Here is a 15,881-nt window from a genome sequence, read left to right on the forward strand (position 1 = left end):
CGCATGCGCAGCGTGTAGAGCGTAAATCCGCATCCCAGGGAGTCATTCGGCCCGGCTGCTTGCTTCCTTGCCGGCGGGGAAACTCCAGCAGGCGGCGTCGTATTCTTTCCACCAACTCACCAGGAAATTCATGTCCGTGGCGCGTGGCTCGTCACCTCCCCCGGCGATCCGCAAGTAGTCCCGCAGAAGCGGTTTGAAGTGCGGATGGGCGCACTTTTCGATAATGTCTTCGGCGCGGCGCCGGGCCGATCTAATCTCGGTGTTGATGGCGTAGCCTTGTTCCGTGCACAGGCACTTGATGTCGTGTTCGGTATGATCGATGTGGCGCACGTAAGGCATGACACAGCTGACGGTCCTGCCGTCCTTGAGGCGGCGGATCGACGGCGTGTGGGCGATGCTTATGTAGGCGTTGCGGAAAAAATCGCCGCTGCCGCCCAAGCCGTTGATTACTTTGGATCCGTCGACGTGAGTTGAGTTCACGTGGCCATAGATGTCGAACTCCAGGGGCGTGTTCATGGCAATCACAAACAGGCGCGTGATGATCTCGGCACTGTTGGAAAGCCACATCGGTCTGAGCACCAGCTTGTCGCGGCAGCGCGTGAAGAGGCGCTCAAAATCCTTCCTCGCCTGGGTCGAAAATGAAACAGCAGTTGCCGAAGCGCTGTCGAACTTCTCGTCGTCCTCGACGTAACGCATCATGCCGTCCTGAAAAACCTCGGTCCAGAAGCGGATCTTCTGAAATGGAGATTTGTAGAGCTCGCCGACAATGGCATTGGCGACATTCCCAACCCCTGACTGGATAGGGGGCAGGCGCTTCTGCCAAGACAGCCACTTGCGGCAATGCATCAGAAAATCAACGACATTTTCGGCGATCTTGGTTTCGATCTGCTGAGTTTGCTTGAACTCCACCGGATAATCCGACTGACGGGATTCGACAATCGCCACAACCTTGTGCTTGTCGATCTCCACGTACGGCGTGCCCACGCGATCTTTGACGTTGATGACGGGAATCGGCCAGCACACTCTTGGATGCACAGCCGGAAGCACAATGTCATGGAAACCGGTATAGTCGGGAATCGCGGTGTTGACCTCGAGAATGATCTTCTTGGCCATGGAGAGGGCTTCGGTCGAAATTCCGACCGATGACGACAGCACGACGCTGCCGTCGGGACGGATGCGCGAAGCTTCTACCACCGCCACATCCAGGCCCCCGTAAAAACCGTAAAGCAGGTTGCGGGCAAACATGGATAGATGCACATCGGTAAAGTCCATCTTTCCGGCATGAATGAGTTTACGCGATGCCGACGATGACATGTAGGGCCCACGCCTGCCAAGAAATGGGGCAATGGGATTCTCCACCTCGTCCGAAAGCGACGCTCCGCTGAAGAGGCCGATTTTGGCATGAGGCGCATGCTGCGCGAAGTGCCTGGCCAATGCAGGCATGAAAACCTTTGGTTCGCCCGACTTTGTGAATCCGCTGATTCCGATAGTGCCGTGAACTGAAACGTGTTTGACTGCCTCTTCGACGGGTACCACTTTGCTCAACAGTTCCTTACACTCAATCCGATCTTCTAAAGATGCCATATGAATTCCTTCCGCCCATCCTGGGAGGACGACGGGTAAGTAGTTAATTTTGCGCGTAAATAATGGTTGAGAGCAGGGGCGAAAGCAATCGAAATCTACGCTGTCCCACATGCCGCGTAACGGTCAAGATACGCATAGACTCATTTCGCGTATCTCATGTGTTTTGAAGTATTAACTGCAGTTTTCGAACAGGCCCGCAGCACCCTGGCCCCCACCAATGCACATCGTCACGACCCCGTAGCGGACCCGGCGCCGCAGCATCTCGTTTGCCATGGTTCCCACCAGGCGGGAGCCGGTCATGCCGTAGGGGTGTCCGATGGAAATCGAACCACCATTGACGTTCAACCGGTCCGGGTCGATGCCGAGCCGATCGCGGCAGTAGACGACCTGCACGGCGAAGGCCTCGTTCAGTTCCCAAAGATCGATGTCTGCAATCTTGAGTCCATGACGCTTCAGCAGCCTGGGCACCGCAAAAACCGGCCCGATGCCCATCTCGTCGGGCTCGCAGCCGACCACGGCAAAGCCGCGAAAGACCAACTTGGGTTTGATGCTGAGCGCCTCGGCACGCTGCCGGGACATTAGAAGAGTAGCGGAAGCGCCATCGGAAAGCTGGGAGGAGTTGCCGGCAGTGACCGTCCCCAGGCCGCTGTGGGGATCAAAGTAGGGCGGCAGGGCGGCAAGACCGTCGAGGGTGGTGTCAGGCCGGTTGCATTCGTCCTTTTGAAAGAGGTGTTCCTTCCGCTCCACGATCTCCCCCGTTTTTTTATCCAAGACTCCGTAGACCACATTCATGGGAGCGATCTCTTCATCAAAAAACCCCCTGGCCTGCGCGCGCGCCGTCCGCTGCTGGCTCAGTAGAGCATACGCGTCCTGCGACTCGCGCGAAATGCGATAGCGCTTGGCCACCACTTCGGCTGTCTCACCCATCACCATGTACGCGCCTGGCTTAGTTTGCTGAATCCGCGGATTCTGGTCGGTCCGCGAGTGCGCGGTCATCGTGATGCTCTCGACACCACCACCGATGGCGATTTCTACGCCTTCGTTGATGATGGAGTGCGCCGCCATGACGATTGCCTGCAGACCCGAGGAGCAAAAGCGGTTGACCGTAGTGCCGGGAACCGTGGCCGGCAAGCCCGCCAGGAGTGCTCCGATGCGGGCCACGTTGTACCCTTGCGGCCCCTGAGGGAATCCGCACCCCAGGGTGACATCCTCGATCTCTTCAGGCGCTACCTGCGGCACCTTGCCCAGCACGTCTCTAATGCAATGGGCGGCGAAATCATCGGGGCGTGTCAGGTTCAAGGATCCCCGGAACGATTTCGCAAGCGGCGTACGCGAACTCGCCACGACAACAGCTTCTCTCATCTCCTCCCCCTCAAGCCTTCCGGCACCGCGGAGCAGCGCCCAGCAGTGCAAATAAGTGGAGCTTGACAGCTCCACGGTCAGCATAGCCGTTATTCGTCATCGTCACTCCTGTGCCGGCCGGCCTCCCGGCCGTCGAAGTCGGCGAAACTCTTTCCCGCTTCCGCCAGCCTGCCCAACAGCGGAGCCGGAGCCCAGCGGGCGCCTTGAACCTGTTCGAACTCGCAGACGCGCCGATGGACCTTAGCGAGGCCGAGACGGTCGGCAAACCACATGGGCCCGCCCCGATGCGCGGGAAATCCGTATCCGTTGACATAAATGACGTCGATGTCTGCGGCACGCGCTGCGATTCCCTCTGCGAGAATGCGGGCGCCTTCATTGATGAGTGCGTACACGGTGCGTTCGACAATTTCCCCGGCAGCTATCGTTCGTCTTGTGATTCCTGCCGCACATGCGCAAGCTTCGATGATTTTCTCGACTTCCGGATCGGGAACCGGCGTGCGATCCCCCGGCTGGTATTGATACCAACCCGCTCCCGTCTTTTGCCCGAAACGGCCCAACTCGCATAGGCGGTCGGCAACGAGAGATTGATTCGGCCAGTCTCCCTCCTGCGGATGTGCGCGCCTGATTTTCCAGCCCACGTCCAATCCGGACAGGTCCGCCGTGGCCAGCGGACCCATGGCCATGCCGAAATCGTATAAGGCCCGGTCCACTTCCGGCACCGCGGCACCTTCTTCGAGGAGCAACTGGGCTTCTCGCTGGTACTGGTGATACATGCGATTGCCGACAAATCCCCGGCAATTCCCCACCACCACTCCGACTTTTCCCAGCTTGCGGGCGAGCGCCAGGGAAGCATCAATGACATCGGCAGAGCTGGCTCTGCCGCGCGCGATTTCGAGCAGCCGCATGATGTGAGCCGGTGCGAAAAAATGATGGCCGACGACACGGTCCGGGCGGGAAGTGGCGCGGGCGATCTCGTCAATGTCGAGCGTGGAGGTATTGCTTGCAAGAATCACCCCAGGACGGCATATGCGGTCGAGCTCGGCCATTATCCGTTTCTTGAGCTCGATCTCTTCGAAGACCGCCTCGATCGCGATATCGACGTTGGAGAACGCTTCGTAGGTCTGTGTCGGCTGGATTCGACGGAAGCAGGCATCCGCGGCTTCCCGGCTCAGACGCCCCCCCTGGACGGATTTGTCGTAGTTGCGCAGGATGGCAGTCATGCTCCTCTCGATCACTTCCGAGGAGATTTCCTTGAGCAATACCGGAATACCTGCGCCGGCATAGGCCATGGCAATGCCGCTCCCCATCGTTCCCCCACCGATGACGGCTGCGCGGCGCACCTCGGGGGCGGGTGTCCTTCCTGCAGCGTTGGGGATTCTGCCCGGCCGCTCGCTGAGAAACATGTGGATCAGGGACCCGGCCTGGCTGGAGAGCAGGCATTCCTGGAAAAGCTGGTGCTCCTTTCGGCAGCCTTCCTCGAATGGCAGGATCGTGGCTGCTTCCACGGCCTCGATCGCCTTGAGAGGCGCCAGGCGCCCGCGCATTCTTGTGTTCGCCCGGGCGCGCGCCGAGGCAAGCACGGAGGCGCGGATGTCCGGTGTCTCCGGTTTCCGCCAGCATTCCCGCGTCCGGCGCGGCCCCAATCCTTGCACAACGAGTTCATGCGCATAGGCCAGCGCGCCCTTCAGCAGATCGCCGGCGACGATGCGGTCCAGGATCCCAGAGGCGAGCGCCTCGGCCGCTGGGATCGGCTCGCCCCGAGCGCACATGTCGACTGCTTTGGCGACGCCGGCCAGCCGCGGAAGTCGCTGCGTGCCTCCGGCGTTCGGAATCAGCCCCAGCTTGACTTCGGGCTCGCCGACCCGCGCCTCAGGGACGGCAATCCGATAGTGGCAGGCCAGAGCGATCTGCAGGCCGCCACCGAGGGCTTCCCCGTGGATGGCACACACGATCGGCTTCGGGCAATCTTCCAGTGTCCGAAGCAGCGGATGGAAGTCGATGCCCGCTTGACAACGACCCGACGCCATGCGGTCGATGAGCCCGATGTCTCCGCCAGCGCTGAAGATCCGGCCGTTGCCAATCAGCACCAGTGCTTTGATGTCGTCGTCATTCTCTGCGCCATGGATGCACGCAATCAGGCTCTCGAGCAAGTCGGGGCGGAGGGCGTTCACGGGAGGATTATTGATCGTGACAATGCCGATATCGCCGCTTTTGCCAAGCGTTACGAGTTCGCCCATTCTCTTCCCTTCCGTGAGTGTTGCCTGTCGGAGGGCGCCGAGTCGGGCCCTCTGCTCCCTCTTGGTGCTGCGCGCTGAAGATAGCCTTCGGCAGCATGGCATGTACCCCTTCGTTCGTCTAACAGCCGGGGGACATCGACTTCGGCGGCAATGATGGAGAGCATGCAAGCATCTTCCCGGGTCAGATGTGGTTCCAGATTTGCACAGCCTGAGGCCGTATCACCGCGCAGAGCTCGGTTCATTGCCCGGCTTCCACTTGATATTGCAGCCGAGGCTAGGCTTCTGATCTGCAGGCACCGCCTTCCCGGCCAGGACTGCGTCGAGCGCGCTGCGCAGATCGCGACCGTTCACGGGGGTTTCGTTGCCGGGCCGGCTGCCATCCAGCTGCCCACGATACACAAGCTTGCGCCTGGCGTCGAACAGGAAAAAATCGGGCGTACAGGCAGCCGAGTAGGCGCGGGCCGTCGCCTGACTCTCGTCATAGCAGAACGGGAAATTGAAACCTGTCTGCTCCGCCATCTCCCTGAGACGTTCCGGCGCGTCGTCAGGGTAGCCGGAAACATCATTGGCAGAAATGGCGGCGATTCCTATGCCTTTTCCGCCATAGTCTCGGCCTATGCGTGCAAGCTCTTCCTTGACATGTTGAACGTAGGGGCAATGCCGGGAAAGGAACATGACCAGCAATCCCTTTTTCCCCGCAAACGTAGAAAGGGAAATCGTCTTCCCCGAAATCACGTCGGACAGATGGAATTCCGGCGCGGGCGTACCCAGTGCCAGCATTGTCGATGGTGTCGCTACCATGGAACTGCCTCCTTTTGTGATACCGTGCTCGTTGGGCGAACCCCCTCCTCAAGAATACCACCATGGATCCCACGAATAGATGGTCTGCTGATTTTGCTCATCGAATGCCCCGATGGAAAGCGCCTGCGGGACAGGTCTGTTTTCCGCTTGCGGGAAGCAGGGCCGAACTCCTATCCTCTGCCCATGGATGCGGCGAATTCCGAGAAATTGATCCTGGCGGTATTGTTTGATTTCGACGGCACACTTACCGAGCCCGGCTCGCTGGACTTCGGCGTCATCAGAGATGCCATCGGCTGTCCACGGGGACGTCCGGTGCTCGAGTTCATCAATGGCCTGCGGTCACAGGTAGAACGCGCGGAGGCCTTGAAAATCCTCGATGAATTCGAAGGCGTAGCCGCGCGCCAATCGCGCCCCAATGCAGGTGCGGAAGAGGTGCTCGAATTCCTGCGGGCGCGGGGCCTGAAGGTCGGAATCATCAGCCGCAACAGCCTGACCTCGATCCAGACTGCTTTGGCAAATTTCAAGCGCATCCACCCCTCTGATTTCGCAGTGATCCTCTCGCGGGACGACCCTTACAGTCCCAAACCGAGCCCGGAAGGAATTCTGGCGGCAGCCCGAGCCCTGGGGGTCCCCGCCGCTCAGGTTCTGGTCGTCGGCGATTTTGTCTTCGATGTCGAGGCGGGACAAAAGGCGGGGGCGGCCACAGCCTTTCTGACCAATCGCGGTTCCTCGCATCCTTGTGCTTGTCCGGCGGACTTCACCTTGGAACACCTGGGAGAGTTGAAGGTGATCATCAACCTCCATGCGCCGTTGCCGCCCGGCAAATTGCCCAACGATCTCCTCCGACAGTTCCTGGCGGAGCTCGGCGCAGGCGATCCTTCCATGCTGTTGCCGCCAGGCGTGGGGGAGGATGTCGCCGCCCTCCTTCTCGCGGGAGAGGAAGTCCTGGTTCTCAAGTCCGATCCGATTACATTCGCCACTGATGACGCCGGCTACTACGCGGCCGCCGTCAACGTCAACGACATCGTTACCTCGGGCGCCACGCCCCGCTGGCTTCTCGCCTCGCTGCTGTTTCCCCTCGGGACCAACGCAGCCCGGATTCGCGGCACCATGCAGGAACTTGAGCACGCGGCGCGCGCGCAGGGCCTGATCCTGTGCGGCGGCCACACGGAGATCACCGATGCGGTCACGCGCCCGCTGATTGCGGCCCAGGCTGCGGGAACAGCTGCCAGGCGGGATCTGATCGACAAGAAAAAGATGGCCGAAGGAGATGGAATCATCCTGACCAAAAGGCTGGCTGTCGAAGGTACATGTATTATCGCCCGCGAATTCCCGGACCGGTTGCGGGAATTCGGAATGGATGAGGACGAGATACAGCGATGCCGCCAGTTCCTCTTCGATCCGGGCATCAGCGTGACGAAAGAAGCTCAGATAGCGGCCGGCACCGGCAGGGTTTCTGCCATGCACGACATCACCGAAGGGGGCTTGGCAACCGCCCTTCAAGAGCTGAGCATTGCCGGAGGCCATCGCCTCCGCGTCAACCTTGACCGCATTCCGGTCTACCAGGAGACAAGCAAGATCTGTCGCCTCCTGGGTCTCTCGCCGCTCGGATTGATCGGTTCCGGCAGTCTGCTGATCACATGCGAGCCCGCGGCAGTGGAGGGTTTGGTCGAGACACTGCGCGCGGCACGAATCGATGCCGCCCGCCTGGGAGAGGTGCTCGAACAAGGCATTGGGGTCGAGGCTGTGGATGCCAAGGGCAGTCCTCAATCCTGGCCCCAGTTCGATATCGACGAAATCGCCCGACTCAGCTCAAACCTCCGGTCAAAATCAAGCAGTGGAGATCGTGCGGGATGCCGTGAGAGCGACTGAAATCAGACGCGCGCGGCCGGACGCAGACAAACGCGGAGAAGCGCCCGGCGGCATCGGCCGTTTCACAATGGAAAGAGCTTTCGGATCTGTCCCGGCAGCCGGGCAGGGCGGAATTCTCGGTCGGTCACCACATGCTTGCTCTCGCCCGTCGCGAGCAATTGTCCCGTCCGCGCGTTCCGGATCTCATAAACGAAGCGCACCACTTTGTCGGTAGCGGAGCCGGCCGCCGTTCGGATCAGGATGTCGTCGTCAAAGCGCGCCGGAGCCTTGTAGCGGCAGCTCGCCTCCGCGACCACCATCATGCGGCCATGCACAGCCTCCAGGTCGCGATAATGGAAGCCACGGGCGCGACACCACGCCACCCTGCCGACCTCGAACCAGACCAGGTAATTCGCGTAGTAGACGACGCCCATTTGATCGGTTTCGGCATAGCGCACATTGACAACGGAATCCACGAAATCCGGCTCATTTGAGTTTTTGCGCATCCCTAGACTCTAGCGGCAATTCCATCCGGAAGCAAACGCTCACAAGCCGGAGCAGCCACAAGTGGCACTAACTTCACGAATGCTCCATGCATGAAACTCGTGTCATCTGTGGCTGCCTTGGTCTTTTTATTCTATTTCCTTTTGTTTCGAATCGTGTGCAACTCGAGGAGGTGCGAGGGCATGTACTGCTGTTTGGACCACTCATAGCCGGGATCGAACTTGACACCTAGGAAGTAGCCCGTGTGCTGGAAAACGCAATACCGGATGCGCCCATGATATCGGCCGTCCGGATAGAGAATGGAGATAGGGGTATCCACGGGTATGGGACGCTCGACCTGGAGGCAGGCACCACCGGGCGAAATGTCTTCCAGCGCAGCCAGCGCCTTCTGTTTGCTGCCTGACTCATCGGTCCAGACGATCTTGATCAGATCGGCGCAAAGGCTGCGGTCATTGTTTCGCTGCGTTTTTCCGCTCACGGCTATCCTATCGACATTTCCGGCGCGCAGGTTTAACCCGATGAGCGTGACACGGATCACACGGCCGGCCACTACGACTTGGTGTAATCCAGCTCTGAACCCAGCACGCTGTGAGGAATCATGTAAACCAAGAACAGAATTATCGAAGCGGCAACCGCCCACCAGGTCGCATCCGGCCGCTTGCGGATGCGCCAGAGTGCCAGCGCCCAGAACACGAAAGCCGCGACCGTTTTGTTGTCTGTCAGGTCTTTGCCCACGGGCCAGCCAGTCCAGTAAGCGCCGAACGCGAGTTTCTGAACTACCGGGCCGAGGGCCAGCCCTCCGATTGCCAGGATCACGGTGGTCCAGAGGGCCAGCATGGGTACCTGCGGGCGTTTCAGCAAAGCCTCGAATCCCGCGCGGGTCGAAAACAGCATGGCGAGAAACATCATGATAATATGAGGAACCATGATGACCGCCGGAACATCGCCCTTGAAACGAAGGACTACCGGCTCAGAGGTTATCCAGTTAGGGGCGGCGCCGCCGTAAAGGTAGATTCGGTACGCCATCTTTCCCGCAGGCGGCTGATGAGGAACATATCCCACCAGATCGTCCCCTTGCCGCACAAGGTCGCGGCGCACCCAGCTTTCGCTAGTGGGAAACCGGCGTGTCTCTATGATCCCACCGATTCTGACATCCGGAGCCGCCAACCGAACCTCGGCATCACTCTCTCCACCCGAGCTGCGGGGCAGACTGAAACGGATCATATCCTCCCCGATCTTGATGCTTCCGTGCACGGGGTAGGTGGGACCGGTTACCCTCTGATAGATTGCCGCTAGCGCCACCAGTAGGAAAGCCAGAACCCACAGATATCTGGATTGCATTCTCATGCTGTTGTTTGTGCTCCCGAATTGTAACGCTGGTGACTTGTCCTCACGGCTTGTTGCTGCTCAGCCGCACACCCGATACGAGGGCAAAGTATACTGCAGAGTGTCTGCAGCCGCCAGTCGAAGTGGTCACTATGTGCGCCAACCTGAACCGTGAAGCGCCCCTGCCGGCGCCTAGTGGAACCCGACCTTGGCCCGGGCGGGAGTGGGGAAAACGGAGGCTTCGGAAATTCGGTAGTTGCATCCCTCAGGCGAGAAGGGGGCACCTCCCTCCGCCTGGGCCGGTTGTCCGGCAGCCGTTTCCTGGCCTGCGGATTCCCCGGCGCGGCCGCGCCAGCTGGCGTATAATTGAGGGTTTACGGGAAAGACTTTTATGCACGAGCTGTCGATTGCCCAGGGAATCGTGGATATCATCGGGCAGTATGTGCCCGAAGACCAGGCGCCGGAAGTCAGGCTCGTGAAAGTCAGAGTCGGCCGGCTGGCAGGGGTTGTCCCGGACTCTCTCGATTTCTGCTTCGGCGCGATCGTAAGCGGCACCTCGCTGGGTCTGGCGCGCCTGGCGATCGAGGAGACGCCGATCCAATCTCGGTGTACCGGCTGCGGTGAGATTTTCGCCGTGGAGGGGGCTGCCTTTCTGTGTCCCGGTTGTGGCAGCGCCGAGATCAAGATAATCTCAGGGACGGAGTTGCAGGTCGTCGAGATCGAGTTGTTGGACCGGCAGGCGGAAACGGTATGAGAGTCATTACGATTGAACGCAAGGTGCTGGAAAAGAACGATGAAATTGCGGGCCAGAACCGGCTGCTTCTCGGGCAACACGGCATTCTGGTTCTGAACCTTGTCAGCTCCCCTGGGGCCGGAAAAACCAGCATCGTCGAGCGTACCCTGGAGCATCTAGGGAGGGACCTTAAGGTCGGCGTAATTGAAGGCGATGTTCAAACGGACCTGGACGCCCAGCGTGTGGCCCGCTATCAGGTGCCGGTGATCCAGATCGTCACCAACGGAGGTTGTCATCTGGAGGCACGGCTGGTCCAGGAGGCGCTTGCACAGATGGATCTACGCGGCCTGGAGATCCTCATCATCGAGAATGTAGGCAATCTGGTCTGTCCGGCGAACTACGATCTCGGTGAGACCATGAAGGTGGTCGTCCTGAGTACCACCGAAGGGGATGACAAACCCCTCAAGTACCCCGGCATGGTCCGCAATGCCTCCGTCCTGCTCATCAACAAAGTCGACCTGATCCCCTATGTAAACTGCAATCTGGCCGCCTTGAAAAACAACGCACTTCAGATCAATCCCCATTTGCAGGTCTTCGAAACCTCCTGCACCACGGGCGCAGGAATCGCCGAGTGGTGCCGCTGGCTCAAGGAGAGGGGCGCGCGCAGATTGTGATTCAAAGAGCTCACATTGCCATCCGGGGAGCCGTACAGGGAGTCGGCTTCCGGCCATTCGTCTATCGCCTTGCAGTCGAACTGAACCTGCAGGGCTGGGTATTGAACTCCGGCGAAGGCGTATTCATTGAAGTGCAGGGCGAGAGGGGATTGCTGGAGACCTTCCTGCTCCGGCTGGAAACCGAAAAGCCTGCACGCTCCTTCATCCAAAGCCTCGAGTTTTCCTACCTTGATCCTGCGGTGTTCGACGGCTTCGAGATCCGTCGCAGCAGCTCTGACGGCGCCCGGAATGCACTTGTGATGCCGGATATCGCTACGTGCCCGGACTGCCTTGCCGACATCCTCGATCCGACAAACCGCCGCTACCGCTACCCTTTTACCAACTGCACCCACTGCGGCCCGCGCTTCACTATCATCGAGTCGCTCCCCTACGATCGCGGCAACACTTCGATGAAGTGCTTCGAAATGTGCCCGGCATGCCGGCGGGAGTACGAGGACCCGTTGGATCGTCGTTTTCACGCCCAACCGACCGCCTGTCCTGGCTGCGGGCCGAGACTCGAGCTATGGGATGCATCGGGACAAGTCCTGGCAGAGAGCGACGAGGCTCTCCTCCAGGCAGCGGCGGCGCTGCGGTCGGGCCGGATTGCAGCCGTCAAAGGCTTGGGCGGTTTCCACCTGGTCGTTGACGCCCGCAACGACGAGGCGGTACTGTGTTTGCGCACCCGCAAGCGGCGGGAGGAAAAGCCGCTGGCGCTGATGTACCCTGCAGTCAGTACTGTCCGTAGTCACTGCGAGGTATCGCGCCTGGAAGAACGCCTGCTGCTCTCGGCGGAATCTCCCATCGTCCTGCTCCGACGCGTGCGCACTGCCGCGCCACCAGCCGATGCTATTGCACCCGCGGTTGCTCCGGATAACCCCTATCTGGGCGTGATGCTTCCTTACACCCCCTTGCACCATCTCTTGATGCGCGAACTGGCTTTCCCTGTGGTCGCAACCAGCGGCAACCTGGCGGATGAGCCCATTTGCATCGATGAGCGCGAGGCCCTCGAGAGGCTGAGCGGCATCGCGGATGTTTTCCTGGTACACGATCGCCCCATCGTGCGTCATGTGGACGACTCGATCGTGCGGGTCATGCTCGGCCGGGAACTCGTGCTGCGCCGGGCGCGCGGCTATGCACCCCTGCCGCTGAACCTGAAGCTGCGCGCACCCACGATGCTGGCTGTCGGGGGGCACCTGAAGAACACCATCGCCCTCTCCCTGGGGAACAATGTCTTCATCAGCCAGCACATTGGGGACCTCGAGACTCCGGAAGCAGCGGAGGCACTTCGCAAGGTGATCGTCAGTTTCGAGGGGCTTTATGAGGCCCGGCCAGAAAGAGTGGTCGCAGACATGCATCCTGACTACCTCTCGACCCGGTTTGCCCGATCTTGCGGCCGGCCGCTGACGGTTGTGCAGCACCACTACGCGCACATCGCAGCCTGCATGGCAGAGAATGAGCTGGACGGTCCGGTGCTAGGTGTATCCTGGGACGGCACAGGCTACGGGCTCGACGGCACCATCTGGGGCGGGGAGTTTCTGGCGGTTGGAGGGGAATCCTCGTTCCGTCGTGTCGCTTCCCTGCGCAGTTTCCGGCTGCCCGGCGGTGCCAGCGCAATCAAGGAGCCAAGGCGGGCGGCGCTTGGGGTATTATATGAGATCTTCGGCAATGCCCTCTTCGAGCGTAGCGACCTGATGCCGGTGCGCGCGTTCAGCCACGCAGAGGCGCCGGTCCTGGCCCGGATGCTGGAAAGGGCGGTGAACTCGCCGCTGACGTCGAGCGCAGGCCGGCTCTTCGATGCCGTGGCGGCTATCGCCGGATTGCGGCAGCGGGTCAGCTTCGAAGGTCAGGCGGCGATGGAGCTCGAATTTGCGGCCACGGGAAATGATGCCGACGGTGAATATCCGTTCAAGCTGAGCAATCGGCGCACGGAAACCGGAAATCCGGAGCTGATCGTCGCAGACTGGGAGCCGGCAATTCTCGCGATGATCCAGGATCTGAAAAGAGATGTGCCGGTCGGGACCGTAGCTGCCCGGTTTCACCGGACACTTGTGGAGGTTATTGTCGCAGTCGCTCGACGCGTCGCGCTGGAGCGCGTCGCTTTGTCGGGCGGCTGTTTTCAAAACAGGATTTTGACTGAACGCGCGGTCCGGAGGCTCGAAACGGAGGGCTTCCGGCCTTACTGGCACCAGCGCATTCCCCCGAACGACGGTGGAATCGCGCTGGGGCAGATCGTGGCGGTCCTGCGTTCCCGGCAAGGGGGTGAGTAAAATGTGCCTGGCGGTTCCCGGAAAAATCATAAGCATCGAAGGCGACGACCCCTTACTTCGGAGCGGTCGCGTCGATTTCAGCGGGGTGATCAAGCAAGTCAACCTCGCCTATGTCCCGGAAGCCAAGGTTGGTGATTACGTGCTGGTTCATGTGGGCTTCGCCATCAACATCATCGACGAAGCCGAAGCCAATCAGGTTTTCGAATATCTGCGCGAGATGGGTGAGTTGGCCGAACTGGAAGGCCACGAGGCAAAATGAAGTTCATCGACGAGTATCGAGACCCCAGGGCAGCCGAAGGCTACGCTCGCGCCATCCGGCATATTACCACCAAGCCTTGGACCATCATGGAGGTTTGCGGCGGCCAGACCCATGCCATAGTGAGATTCGGAGTTGATGAGTTGTTGCCCGGAGAAGTGACGCTCGTGCACGGTCCCGGTTGCCCCGTGTGCGTCACGCCCGTGGAACTGATCGAGAAGGCGATCGAGATCGCCGCCACTCCCGGTGTGGTGTTCTGTTCCTTCGGCGACATGCTGCGCGTGCCGGGCACGTCCAAGGATCTGCTCTCGGTCAAGGCGCAAGGTGGCGACGTCCGCATCGTCTATTCCCCACTCGATGCTTTGAAGATTGCGCGCGAGAACCCCACGTGCCAGGTGGTCTTTTTTGCGGTAGGCTTCGAGACGACCGCTCCGGCCAACGCTATGGCGGTATACCAGGCATCCCGACAGGAAATACCGAACTTCTCCCTTCTGGTATCGCACGTGCTTGTTCCGCCCGCCATCGAAGCCATACTCTCATCACCCTCAAACCTCGTGCGGGGATTCCTGGCAGCCGGACATGTGTGCACAGTCATGGGCTATGCAGAGTACGAACCGATCGCGCGCAAATACCATGTTCCGATCGTGGTGACCGGATTTGAACCTCTTGACATCCTGCAGGGCATCTACATGACCATCCGACAGCTCGAGGAAGGACGCGCGGAGGTGGAGAACCAATACACGCGCGCGGTCGCAAGGGATGGGAACCGGCCGGCAATGGAGCTGATCCGGGATGTGTTCGAGGTGGTGCCGCGCAAGTGGCGGGGTGTGGGAGAGATCCCTGCCAGCGGGCTGGGACTGAAGCCGAAGTATGCAGCTTTCGATGCGGAGAAACGCTTCGGACTGGCCCATCGTGTCGTTGAAGAATCGTCGGTGTGCATCAGCGGTTCCGTGTTGCAGGGGGTCAAGAAACCCCACGAGTGCCCGGCATTCGGTGTCGCATGCACACCCGAACACCCTCTGGGAGCGACGATGGTCTCGACCGAGGGAACCTGCGCCGCCTACTACCGGTATCGCAGGGTCCGGCTGCAGGGTCTTCCGTTGCCCCGTCTGGAGACTGGATCATGAAGCCTGAGGACGCGCCTGAGTTCTATTGCCCGATGCCGATCGACGCTTACTCTGATGTGATGCTGGCCCATGGGGGCGGGGGCAAACTGACGCAGCAACTGATTGAGCGCCTGTTCCTCCCGCTCTTCGACAATCCGTCGCTCGCATCGCGTCACGACGGAGCCGTGATCGAGTTCGGCGCGCGCAAGCTCGCCTTCTCCACCGACTCTTATGTGGTGCGCCCGATCTTCTTCCCCGGAGGCGACATCGGCTCACTTGCCGTCAACGGCACCATTAATGATCTCGCGATGTGCGGGGCCCGGCCGCTCTACCTGAGCGCCGGGTTCATCCTGGAGGAGGGATTCCCGATGGAATCGTTGCGGCGCGTGGCGCAGTCCATGAGCCAGGCGGCGAAGGAGGGCGGCGTCCAGCTGGTAACCGGAGACACCAAGGTCGTGGACCGCGGCAAGGGCGACGGAGTGTACATCAACACTGCCGGCATCGGCATCGTCCAGGCCGACCGCCCCATCGCACCGGCCAGCGTCAAGCCCGGCGACGCCGTGCTTCTGAGCGGCGACATCGGCCGGCACGGCATTGCGATCATGGCCGTGCGCGAGGGGCTGGCATTCGAAAGCACCATAGAAAGCGACTGTGCTTCCGTTGCAGGTCTGGTGCTGGCGCTGATGGAGAGCGGCATCGAGATTCACTGCCTGCGCGACCTGACGCGAGGCGGCCTGGCGAGTGCGCTGGTGGAGATTGCTGAGGCGGCCCGGCTGCATGTGGGCATCCATGAAACGGCCATTCCGGTGCGGGAGGATGTCAGAGGAGCCTGTGAGATTCTCGGTTTCGATCCTCTGTATGTGGCCAATGAAGGTCGCTTTGTTGCTTTCATCGCGCCCCGCGATGCTGAGCGCGCGCTGGCACTGATGCGCTCCCATCCATTGGGATTGGGCGCAAGCTTGATCGGCACCGTCACCAGCGTCCCTGCAGGACTCGTCACCATGCGGAGCAGCATCGGCGCCGGCCGCATCGTGGATATGCTCAGCGGCGAGCAGTTGCCCCGCATCTGCTGAATCGCGGATGCAAATCTCAACGCAGAGGGTGCTGAGAACAGGTCATTCTCTGTGTTCTCTGCGCCCTC

The 15,881-nt window shown here is 60.6% G+C and carries 14 protein-coding genes; 7 read left to right on the forward strand and 7 right to left on the reverse strand.

All coding sequences use genetic code 11. The features are described from left to right. Positions 1-42 precede the first annotated feature (42 nt). The 4 genes from LAP85_10105 to LAP85_10120 all read right to left on the reverse strand — a co-directional run bounded on the left by LAP85_10105 (position 43) and on the right by LAP85_10120 (position 5,984). Positions 43-1,584 carry an acetyl-CoA hydrolase gene (locus LAP85_10105; protein ID MBZ5496746.1) on the reverse strand — a complete coding sequence of 514 codons (1,542 nt, stop codon included), beginning with the start codon at positions 1,582-1,584 and terminating at the stop codon, positions 43-45. Between the two features lie 171 nt (positions 1,585-1,755). Continuing rightward, complete coding sequence (locus tag LAP85_10110; GenBank protein MBZ5496747.1) at positions 1,756-2,946, reverse strand: thiolase family protein; 1,191 nt, start codon at positions 2,944-2,946, stop codon at positions 1,756-1,758. A gap of 89 nt (positions 2,947-3,035) precedes the next feature. Then, positions 3,036-5,183 carry an enoyl-CoA hydratase/isomerase family protein gene (locus LAP85_10115; GenBank protein MBZ5496748.1) on the reverse strand — a complete coding sequence of 716 codons (2,148 nt, stop codon included), beginning with the start codon at positions 5,181-5,183 and terminating at the stop codon, positions 3,036-3,038. A 219-nt stretch (positions 5,184-5,402) separates the two neighbouring features. After that, positions 5,403-5,984 (reverse strand): thioredoxin family protein, encoded by a 582-nt coding sequence (locus LAP85_10120; protein ID MBZ5496749.1) that lies wholly within the window; start codon positions 5,982-5,984, stop codon positions 5,403-5,405. A 93-nt stretch (positions 5,985-6,077) separates the two neighbouring features. Here LAP85_10120 and LAP85_10125 point away from each other — a divergent pair, with 93 nt between their 5' ends. Further along, a complete protein-coding gene (locus LAP85_10125) occupies positions 6,078-7,856 on the forward strand; it encodes an HAD-IA family hydrolase (GenBank protein ID MBZ5496750.1) in 1,779 nt (592 codons plus the stop codon). 62 nt (positions 7,857-7,918) lie between these two features. On the opposite strand, the gene LAP85_10130 is transcribed toward LAP85_10125, so the two are convergent. The 3 genes from LAP85_10130 to LAP85_10140 all read right to left on the reverse strand — a co-directional run bounded on the left by LAP85_10130 (position 7,919) and on the right by LAP85_10140 (position 9,686). Further along, on the reverse strand, positions 7,919-8,341 hold the full coding sequence (locus LAP85_10130) for an acyl-CoA thioesterase (GenBank protein ID MBZ5496751.1): 423 nt from the start codon (positions 8,339-8,341) through the stop codon (positions 7,919-7,921). A gap of 131 nt (positions 8,342-8,472) precedes the next feature. Next, positions 8,473-8,817: a PilZ domain-containing protein gene (locus tag LAP85_10135; GenBank protein ID MBZ5496752.1), complete on the reverse strand. Its 345-nt coding sequence runs from the start codon at positions 8,815-8,817 to the stop codon at positions 8,473-8,475. A 71-nt stretch (positions 8,818-8,888) separates the two neighbouring features. Then, positions 8,889-9,686: a hypothetical protein gene (locus LAP85_10140; protein MBZ5496753.1), complete on the reverse strand. Its 798-nt coding sequence runs from the start codon at positions 9,684-9,686 to the stop codon at positions 8,889-8,891. A 370-nt stretch (positions 9,687-10,056) separates the two neighbouring features. Here LAP85_10140 and LAP85_10145 point away from each other — a divergent pair, with 370 nt between their 5' ends. The 6 genes from LAP85_10145 to hypE are packed head-to-tail and all read left to right on the forward strand — an operon-like array spanning position 10,057 to position 15,813. Next, a complete protein-coding gene (locus tag LAP85_10145) occupies positions 10,057-10,419 on the forward strand; it encodes a hydrogenase maturation nickel metallochaperone HypA (GenBank protein ID MBZ5496754.1) in 363 nt (120 codons plus the stop codon). Continuing rightward, the gene (gene hypB / locus LAP85_10150) at positions 10,416-11,072 is read left to right on the forward strand and encodes a hydrogenase nickel incorporation protein HypB (protein MBZ5496755.1); all 657 of its coding nucleotides are present in this window, start codon (positions 10,416-10,418) and stop codon (positions 11,070-11,072) included. The genes LAP85_10145 and hypB overlap by 4 nt, the downstream gene beginning before the upstream one ends. After that, the gene (gene hypF, locus LAP85_10155; GenBank protein ID MBZ5496756.1) at positions 11,066-13,378 is read left to right on the forward strand and encodes a carbamoyltransferase HypF; all 2,313 of its coding nucleotides are present in this window, start codon (positions 11,066-11,068) and stop codon (positions 13,376-13,378) included. Before hypB ends, hypF begins: the two co-directional genes overlap by 7 nt. 1 nt (position 13,379) lies before the next feature. Next, the gene (locus LAP85_10160; protein MBZ5496757.1) at positions 13,380-13,637 is read left to right on the forward strand and encodes a HypC/HybG/HupF family hydrogenase formation chaperone; all 258 of its coding nucleotides are present in this window, start codon (positions 13,380-13,382) and stop codon (positions 13,635-13,637) included. Further along, positions 13,634-14,761, forward strand: a complete 1,128-nt coding sequence (gene hypD / locus LAP85_10165) for a hydrogenase formation protein HypD (protein ID MBZ5496758.1) — start codon at positions 13,634-13,636, stop codon at positions 14,759-14,761. The genes LAP85_10160 and hypD overlap by 4 nt, the downstream gene beginning before the upstream one ends. After that, positions 14,758-15,813, forward strand: a complete 1,056-nt coding sequence (gene hypE, locus LAP85_10170; protein ID MBZ5496759.1) for a hydrogenase expression/formation protein HypE — start codon at positions 14,758-14,760, stop codon at positions 15,811-15,813. Before hypD ends, hypE begins: the two co-directional genes overlap by 4 nt. Positions 15,814-15,881: the final 68 nt, after the last annotated feature.

This window comes from Terriglobia bacterium (genome assembly GCA_020072565.1).
In the GTDB taxonomy this organism is placed as follows: domain Bacteria; phylum Acidobacteriota; class UBA6911; order UBA6911; family UBA6911; genus JAFNAG01.